Annotated in this window: 9 protein-coding genes; 2 read left to right on the forward strand and 7 right to left on the reverse strand. The window is 41.1% G+C overall.

Annotation, left to right across the window (positions count from 1 at the left end; translation table 11 throughout):
• From FIB07_13580 to FIB07_13610, 7 genes are all read right to left on the reverse strand, one after another.
• Complete coding sequence (locus FIB07_13580; GenBank protein NJD53886.1) at window positions 1-1536, reverse strand: glycosyltransferase; 1536 nt, start codon at window positions 1534-1536, stop codon at window positions 1-3.
• Between the two features lie 394 nt (window positions 1537-1930).
• Window positions 1931-2680, reverse strand: a complete 750-nt coding sequence (locus tag FIB07_13585) for a CPBP family intramembrane metalloprotease (protein NJD53887.1) — start codon at window positions 2678-2680, stop codon at window positions 1931-1933.
• Between the two features lie 34 nt (window positions 2681-2714).
• Window positions 2715-3800 (reverse strand): site-2 protease family protein, encoded by a 1086-nt coding sequence (locus FIB07_13590; GenBank protein ID NJD53888.1) that lies wholly within the window; start codon window positions 3798-3800, stop codon window positions 2715-2717.
• Between the two features lie 68 nt (window positions 3801-3868).
• Window positions 3869-4270, reverse strand: coding sequence for a Zn-ribbon domain-containing OB-fold protein (locus tag FIB07_13595; GenBank protein NJD53889.1), 402 nt, complete (start codon window positions 4268-4270; stop codon window positions 3869-3871).
• Between the two features lie 2 nt (window positions 4271-4272).
• Window positions 4273-5442, reverse strand: coding sequence for a thiolase domain-containing protein (locus FIB07_13600; protein NJD53890.1), 1170 nt, complete (start codon window positions 5440-5442; stop codon window positions 4273-4275).
• 28 nt (window positions 5443-5470) lie between these two features.
• On the reverse strand, window positions 5471-6511 hold the full coding sequence (locus tag FIB07_13605) for a hydroxymethylglutaryl-CoA synthase (protein NJD53891.1): 1041 nt from the start codon (window positions 6509-6511) through the stop codon (window positions 5471-5473).
• 53 nt (window positions 6512-6564) lie between these two features.
• Entirely contained in the window at window positions 6565-7365 is an 801-nt protein-coding gene (locus tag FIB07_13610) for a helix-turn-helix domain-containing protein (protein NJD53892.1), read from the reverse strand.
• Between the two features lie 150 nt (window positions 7366-7515).
• Here FIB07_13610 and FIB07_13615 point away from each other — a divergent pair, with 150 nt between their 5' ends.
• Both FIB07_13615 and FIB07_13620 read left to right on the forward strand, forming a co-directional pair.
• Window positions 7516-8295, forward strand: coding sequence for a winged helix-turn-helix transcriptional regulator (locus tag FIB07_13615; GenBank protein ID NJD53893.1), 780 nt, complete (start codon window positions 7516-7518; stop codon window positions 8293-8295).
• Window positions 8296-8368: 73 nt separating this feature from the next.
• Window positions 8369-8677 (forward strand): winged helix-turn-helix transcriptional regulator, encoded by a 309-nt coding sequence (locus FIB07_13620; protein ID NJD53894.1) that lies wholly within the window; start codon window positions 8369-8371, stop codon window positions 8675-8677.
• Window positions 8678-8783 lie beyond the last annotated feature (106 nt).

An 8783-nucleotide genomic window follows, 5' to 3' on the forward strand; every position in this document is an offset into this window, starting at 1 on the left:
TTATTTCAAAATCCCGATATTTCCGCTCCTGCTTTTATCAGCCTGCATGTCAAAGAGCATCGCAAATAAAAGGAACTGGATTCCCATAAGTGTTATAAAAGCCGAAAGTAGCGGGAAGTTTTGAGAAACAGGGATTTGATGCCATTTCTGCATGGATATCCAGAAGCCAAAAATTACTCCTGAAGGCACAAGCACTATTCCTGCTATATAAAAAAAGACAAGCGGATGGAAATCAAGCACAACATACTTTATTTTCAGTCTCCATAAAAATCCCCTGAAATTCATTGGAGCGACCTTCATAATATAACTGATATATTTGATCTTTGATTTCTCACAACCATAACGGGCTGGCATCACAACATCTTCAACCCTGACGCCAAAGGCATTCAGTTTTATAAGCATATCATTACAATAGCCGTAATATGGAAAAATATCATCCAGATTCAGCACTTCAAGCGCCTGCCTGGATATAGCTGTGTATCCATTTTGCGGATCCATTATATGCCAGTATCCGCTGCCTATCTTTGTGATTATAGTAAGCATTGCATTCCCCAGGAATCTCCATTTGCTCATTCCCTTACGGAAATCTTTGCTTATCAGCCTGTTCCCTTTGGTATAATCCGCCCTTCCTTCAATTATAGGGATAATCAGGCGGGGGAGCTGATCAGGATCCATCTGGTTATCTCCCGCCATTACAGCAACAATATCCATTCCATCTTCAAGAGCCAGTTTATACCCTGTTACTATTGCTGCGCCTACTCCTTTATTAGTCTTGTGACATACGGCAACTATCCTTTGATCAATGATGCCCTTTAAAATTTCAGGGGTCCTGTCATTGCTGCAATCATCAATGACATATATCCTTTTAACATAATCCGGTATACCTTTTAGCGTTTCCTCTATCAAAAGTTCTTCATTATATGCAGGAACAACTACGGCGATATTGTAATCTTTGAACTGATGAAAGTTGGATTGATCATCCTGGCCAATATATTTTATTTTTAGATTATTTTTCTCTGCTTGATATATGATATCTTTTACTGTTGATCCATTTAAATTTCTCAAAACAATATTTTTCAAACATTCAGTCGATAAACCAATACATTCTTTCTTTTCAATATCTCTTTTATTTAAACGGACATGTAGCCGCGAGTATGGGATATTGGTTTTTTCTTTTGAATTTACAACAATATCATAACCTTCATTCCTGATTGGCTCGATAATCTTTGGTATAATATCAGGTGCTTCATCAGAACTCATCATGACTATTATTTTTGCGTCCTTCTGCATGGCAATTTCAAACTCATTCTTAAATTCTCCCCTCCGGCCATTTTTCGCAGGATAGTTATAAACTTCAGCGCCAGCAAGCTGTGCTATTTCTACCGTACTATCATTGCTGCCACCATCGATAACGATGATACGGTCAGCATACCTGTGAGCTTTAATAACTACACTGCCAATGGTCGCTTCTATGTTAAATGCATGAAAAATAATCGCTATTGCTCTGGTATTGTTATGGTTATTATTTTCCAACATATTGGCTCTATCTCTGAGAATATGTTAAATCTGATTAAATCCATATAAGGCTTTATATAAAAAAATAATTATAATAATTATGATTATGATCATTTATTAGAATTTTGAATGAATAAGTATATACATTTATTTTTTCATTTATTAATAATGTCTATTGTACTCTGGGTTTCATCTGCAGGTAGCCTACTATCTAATACTATACCAATCAGTATGGTTACAGGACTGGCAATAGGCGGTGTCCCGGCGATAATTTTATTGATTTTATTGATATCTTCAAAAGATATAATTTTATCAAGCAAGTACAAGGATGATGTAAATGTGGATTTTTTAAATATTATGATATTACCTCTACTGATTGTTTTTACTTCTATTGTAATCTTTAAGATTGTTATGATTATATAACAAAAGGCAATATACCGAATAATAATATATTATTTACTCCATGCGCCATTACAACGAATGGAAGACTTCTTGTTTTTTGAAAGCTAAATCCCAGTATTAAACCCGCAGAAAATGCAAAAAGGATCTCATAATAACTGGAATATCCCGAACTCATGAAACCGGATATAACACCTGCTATGAGTAATCCGGCCATTGGTCCTGAATTTTTTTCTATGCTTTGCTGGAGAAGGGACCTGAATAAAATTTCTTCACAAAGGGCTGAGAAAAAAATCATTATAATGGCCAGTATAAATAAATTAAGTAAATCTGGTTCCGGGATCAGAGGATCCGGGACAAGAATATTATATTCGAATAAGGCCAGTCCGATTCCCAGGAGAATGGAAACTGGCAATAAATAAAGATTTTTGTACGTTAATCCGATATGACTATTGCTTAATCCCTGTTTTTTTATTAATAGAATTATAGGAATAAACATTATTAAATACAAAGCTGCAAGCCAGTAAATAGTGAAGGAAACAAAGACAGGCAATGATAAATTAAGGATGCGAAGAAGTGAAACCAGGGAAAGCGATTGAATAACCTGATGTTTCTTTTTTGAAATTAATAATATTAATATTAGAATACTATTAAATGAGTGCACTGCTATGGTGAGAAGTCTTTGTCCTGAGAAAAATAAGATTTCTGCTAATATGATTAAAAGTATGGATGTGATCTCATATTTTTTTAATTTATATTTATTCATAAAACAAGACCATAAAGGGTATTTTAAAATTATTTTACCCCATCTGGAAAGGCACCAGGGTAAAACACAGCAAGCCCAGGAAAAAAGTTATTACCCCCAATGCCATTCTTCCTTTCCCGAGCGGTATATCATCATTCAGGGGCTTGGGATGCCCGGCTGCTGTAAAAAACGAAAGGAAGATACCCCATAATACCCATATAAAACCATTGCTGTTCAGAATAATTGTGATATAGAAACCAAGAGAAATAAGGATAAATGGAATTATTCTGGATGCTTTTTTTGCTTTTTCACCAATCATTGCGCGAAGAACATGACCACCATCAAGTTGTCCTGCCGGGATCAGGTTAAGAGCTGTTACAAGCATCCCGACCCAGCCTGCAAACGCTATCGGGTAGTGGATTATACTTCCATCTCCTGCAGGTATAATGCGGTTTACCAGTTCAAATAGTAAAGGAGTGCCAAGTTCTATCTGTAAATGCTGGGCCGTTTGTACTATCGGGGGCTGGAGAAGTCCGATTGCTGTTACGATTATAGATACAATAAGCCCGATAATAGGGCCTGAAATACCTACATCAAACAGGGCTTTCCGGCTGGGTATGGGTCCACGGTGTCTGATCACGGCCCCAATCGTGCCTATCGGGTTAGGGAACGGTATAAAATACGGTAATGACGTTTGCATACCATGCTTTTTCGCTACTAAATAATGGCCTGCCTCATGTGCTCCAAGCACAGCCATGATAGCGATAGTAAACGGCAATCCTTTCAGTATATCGGCAGAGGATGTGAGCGGATTTGCGCCAAAAAGATAAGAACCTTCAATCATAGTCATGAAAATGGTAGCAATTGCAAGAACATAATTTATCCAGAGGCGCTCTTTTGCAGGCGAGAATGGTGATACTACGAGAATGTGTTCGCCAAGTTCGTATTTTATTGTGAACTGGAAACCTTTTTCAGAAAATAGCGGCCATAGCTTCTGGAAGATGATCTTTATATCTTCCTTTGGGGTGCCAAAAAAATAAATATTACCATCTGCATGCTGGATATCATAGATAGAAAAAACCTGGTTTATTTTCTCTCTAAGCTCCTGTTCTGTCATAGATGCATTTTCAAGATTATTCATCTGTGCTTATATGATCTATTCTATATAATGAATGTAACGCAGTAATTTAAATGAATAAAATGAAAAAATCAGGCTTTTTCTTCCATCGGGACAAATTTTGTCCCGTAATATATCATTCCTTTATCGCTTTCCTCACCAAGCTTCCTGAAAGCTGACCTGACCCTCATGCCAATACATATCTGTGAATGATCACATATTACCTGGGACGTAAGGCTTGGACCTTCATCCAGTTTTATTATAGCAAGAATATAAGGTGTAAGCTTGGAATAATCTTTCGCTGAAGTATGTACGATTGTATATGTTACAACAACACCTGAGCCTTTGAATTTGAACGGACTTACAATACCGTTTCTTCTGCATTTGGGGCACATGTTCCTGGGTGGATAGAAAAACCTGCCGCATTTTTCACAATGTGTTCCTATGAGATTATAAAGATTCTTAAGTCTTCTCCAAAATCTTGGGACTGACATACTTATTTCTCCCTCCCGAAAATATGAACGACAGCAGTGCCTCCCGAACCTCCGACATTATGCGTAAGACCGATCTTTGCACCGTTTATCTGCCGCTTCCCGGCTTCACCACGAAGTTGAAGTGTTATTTCAACAGCCTGTTTTACTCCTGTAGCGCCAACAGGATGGCCGCATGCTTTTAATCCACCTGACGGGTTTATGGGGACTTTTCCTCCAAGGGCCGTCATGCCTGATTCTGTTGCAGGCCCGCCTTCCCCTTTCTTAACAAATCCAAGGTCTTCAATAGCACAGATCTCGGCAATTGTGAAACAATCATGGACTTCTGCAAAACTTATATCCTTTGGCTTGAGTTTTGCCATCTTGTAAGCCCAGTTCGCTGCTGCGACAGTGGCATCAAGCGTTGTAATATCGGGTCTGTCATGAAGCGAAATTGTGCCGCTTGCCTGGGCAGATGCCTTTACATAGACAGGAGTGTCACAATATTTCTTTGCAATTTCAGCCGGGGCAATTACCACAGCCGATGCGCCATCTGTGATCGGGGAACAATCAAAGACTCTCAAGGGGTCTGCAACCATCAGGGAATTTGTTACAGTTTCAATTGAAATTTCATTCTGGAACTGCGCTTTTGGATTCATTGTCCCATTGTGGTGGTTTTTCACAGCCACTGCTGCCAGCTGTTCCTGTGTTGTTCCATATTTATGCATGTGAAGCCTTGCGATCATAGCATACAGTCCGGGGAATGTTGCGCCCATAATACCTTCCCATTCCCTGTCAGCAGCTGCTGCAAGAGCATCCGTTGTTGTCTCAACACCCACATCGGTCATTTTCTCAGCTCCCCCTGCTACCACAATATCATGGTAACCCGATGCTACCGCAAGGATACCCTGGCGTAATGCAAGCCCGCCCGATGCGCATGCTGCTTCCACGCGCGTTGAAGGGACATTAAGGCTTGCAAGGCCGGAATAATCCGCAATAAGCGCTCCGAGATGCTCCTGTTCGATGAACCGTCCGCCGCTCATATTTCCCACATAAAGCGCATCGATCTTCCCGCCCTGGACATTGGCATCTTCTATTGCGCTCACCCCGGCCTCCACAAACAACTCCCTGAAGGATTTATCCCATAATTCGCCGAATTCCGTACATCCGACTCCGATAATTGCCACATCTCTCATTATTTCACCTTGTTTGATTTATCCGATTTTATAATTTAATTTTACCTTTATGTCTTGCATAGGTCGCATAATTGATATATACAGGATTTGCCAGCAATGTTTCAACGCCCGGTGCCCTGTTTCGTATTTCATCGATCCTGTCAGTCACCGTAAAGCTGAATGCATCGCTTCCGGCGCCTGAACCGAAAGAAGTCATGAATATCCGGTCTCCTGCTTTTGCAATATCGAGAGTTGCCGCAAGTCCCATCATGCATGAACCCGAATATGTATTTCCAAGACGCGGAACAACAAGTCCGGGTTTTATCTGCTCACCGGTAAAACCAAGCATCTTTGCAACGCGGGTTGGGAACTTGCCGTTTGGCTGGTGGAATATTGCATAATTGTAATCCGAAGGTTTTGTGCCCATTCTTTTCATAAGGCCCTCGGCAGCAGATGAGACATGTTTGAAGTACCCCGGTTCTCCCGTGAATCTTCCCCCGTGTTCGGGATAAGGCATTCCTTCTCTTCTCCAGAAGTCCGGTGTATCTGTAGTGTATGAATATGTGGATTCGATATTTGCAACCTGGTCTTTCTTTCCGATTATATAGGCTACTCCGCCTGCGGCAGCAGTATATTCCAGCGCATCCCCTGGCGCGCCCTGGGAAACATCCGAACCAATTGCCATACCAAGCTCGATCATTCCTGTTTCTACCATGCCCATACATGTCTGGATAGCAGCAGTTCCTGCCTTGCATGCGAACTCAAAATCCGCGACAGTGAGGTCTGGTGTAGCCCCAACAGCTTCGGCTATAACGGTGCTTGAAGGTTTGACCGCATAAGGATGGCTTTCCGAACCTGTATATACCGCCTGGATTTTTTCCGGGTTTATATTTGCCCGGTTAATTGCATAACGTGCAGCTTCTACTGCGATTGTTATTGTGTCCTCATCAAGATCAGGCACTGATTTTTCAAAAACCATAAGCCCATCAATTATGCTATTTGCGTTCGCGCCCCATACCCTTGCTATCTCTTCAACCCGTATCCTGTATCTGGGTATATAAGCACCATACGAAACGATTCCAACATTCATTTTTGTACCTCTTTTTTGTTAAATATTATATAACAATAATAATACTGATAATATTAATGTTTAAGATCATGGGACGTAAGGGCGCGGATCAAGTCTGGCATTGGCATAACCGTCGCAATCAGCGGAACATGTTCGATCTCTGCTATCTTTGCTGCTATTTTGTCCACCTGTGATGACGGGATTCCATGAATTACCACCAGTGCAGGCTTCAGGTTTGTTACCCTCAGGGCAACCATAGGAGACCTGCCTGTTGATACCTGGGTGAAGATCATAGCTCTTTCAGAGCTCCATCCATATAATTTCTGGAATTCATTGTAAGATAACTGGAGGATCGCTCTTAAGCTATCCACAATTGTATAACCGTATAATGGTTTTATTTGTTCGGGCGGGGGTCTGTAAACCACTTCCCCATTTACGAGTTTTATGAGCTCTTCTATGGAAATCGGGGACAGGTACTCATGAATCTCATATATGGAGTCTGCGCTAAAACCACCCCGTAGCATTCCTTCATAAGAACGGATTTTGGCGCCACCGCGTGCAGTATCCATTTCAAGTATTGCTTCCACTATCTTGCTGACGATGAAAATCCCCGGGGATTTTCTCCTTCCGCTTTCATAATCACTTATTACGGAAGGGGAAACTTTAAGAAAAGAAGCCAGGTCTGACTGGGAGATATCAAAGCCTGCCCGCCATTTCTTTAATGTCTCACCGGGATTATCCGATAAAGTGATCTCACCTGCCATTTTTTCAGCCAGTCTGTTCTTCAGGTCATGATAAGAGCCGTTTATTACAGGAGGATTAATACCAGATGCGGTAGAGGCAGGAGTCGAAGCAATATCTGCTTTTTCGGTCATATGTGGGCGAAGTATAGATTTAAAGGGATATAAAACTAACGAAACGGGCATCGTCAAATAACGAAGTGGTTTTAATATGGCGTTTTAAAGTACAACTCCATTCGTAGTTATAGCAATCTCTTTTAATATCCTTGCCTATTAATAATAACAATGCCAGAAAATGAAAAAAATCCGGGCGAAGAGAAGCTCCTCATACTGCCGCTGGGAGATGCATCAAAGAAGATAACGCAGGTAATCTCAAACGATACGGCAAGGCAGATAATCGAGCTTCTTGCTGATACGCCTCTTTCTGCTTCGGATATTGCCCAGAGTCTGCATGTGCCCCTTACCACCATTGCTTACAATCTTGAGAACCTGGAAAACGTGGGACTGATAAAAGTCGAAAAGATAAAATATAGCGAGAAAGGGCGGGAGGTCAAGATATATGCGCCTGTCAGAAAACTCATCATTTTAGTGCCGGAAAAGACAGACAGGAACTCTGTTGGTGACATACTCAGGAAGTACCTGGGAATAATATTAGCAGCAGTGTTTGCTTCAAGCATAATTGAATTTTTCATGAGAAGCGCTGGAAGGAACGCGGGTGACTTACTTATAACAAATGAATTAAAATCACAACCTGTCCCCCCGGCCATTCAGGATTTATCGAACACATCCATGCCTGTCAGTATAATTAATGAGACAGTAAAGAGTGGAGAGGCTGGTAGAGCAGTTCCATCAATAAATGCCTGGGATGCAAATGCAACTGCTGCGGTCCCTGTGCAGCCGCCCTCAGTGGATAATGGTGCAATAAGCAGGGCTGCGCCTGATATATTCACAAACCTGGCGAACGCAATTAATGCACACCCCGGATTTGTATTTCTTCTTGGATGCCTGTTTGTAGTTGCAATACTTGTAATTATGGATTATAGGAAAAAGAGAAAAAAGAGCTGATGGTACAAAATGTCTCTATTGCAGGTTATGAGCCGAAAAGCTTATCTTTACAGGTGTAAATAATAACAAACACATGTTAAAGCTCACAACCAACTCTGTCTCAGAGCTCTCAAAGCTCCTCGGATTCTTCGGGAACGAGCAGCGCCTCTGCATACTCAAAGCAATATCAGTGCAGGAGAAGTACGCAAGGGAAATCTCGGAGGAAGTTGGCATCTCAAGACCTCTGGTCAACATATACCTGAAGCAGTTCGAGAAGCTTGGACTTGTAAAAGGCAGAAGCGAGGTATCGGAAGAATCGCCATATTTCAGGAGATACTATAAATCAGTACCTTTTGAGCTGGTTGTGAGCCTGGATGTAATTCAAAATATGAAGGAGGAATAAAAATGAAGTAACTATTCAGACCCCCTTTTTCCGGTTAAGCCAGACAATACTGGCAAATTTTCTCTAAAACAGCAACATTGAAAATAATTATCCGAAAAACCAATAT

It is taken from the genome of Candidatus Methanoperedens sp., from assembly GCA_012026795.1.
Classification (GTDB): domain Archaea; phylum Halobacteriota; class Methanosarcinia; order Methanosarcinales; family Methanoperedenaceae; genus Methanoperedens.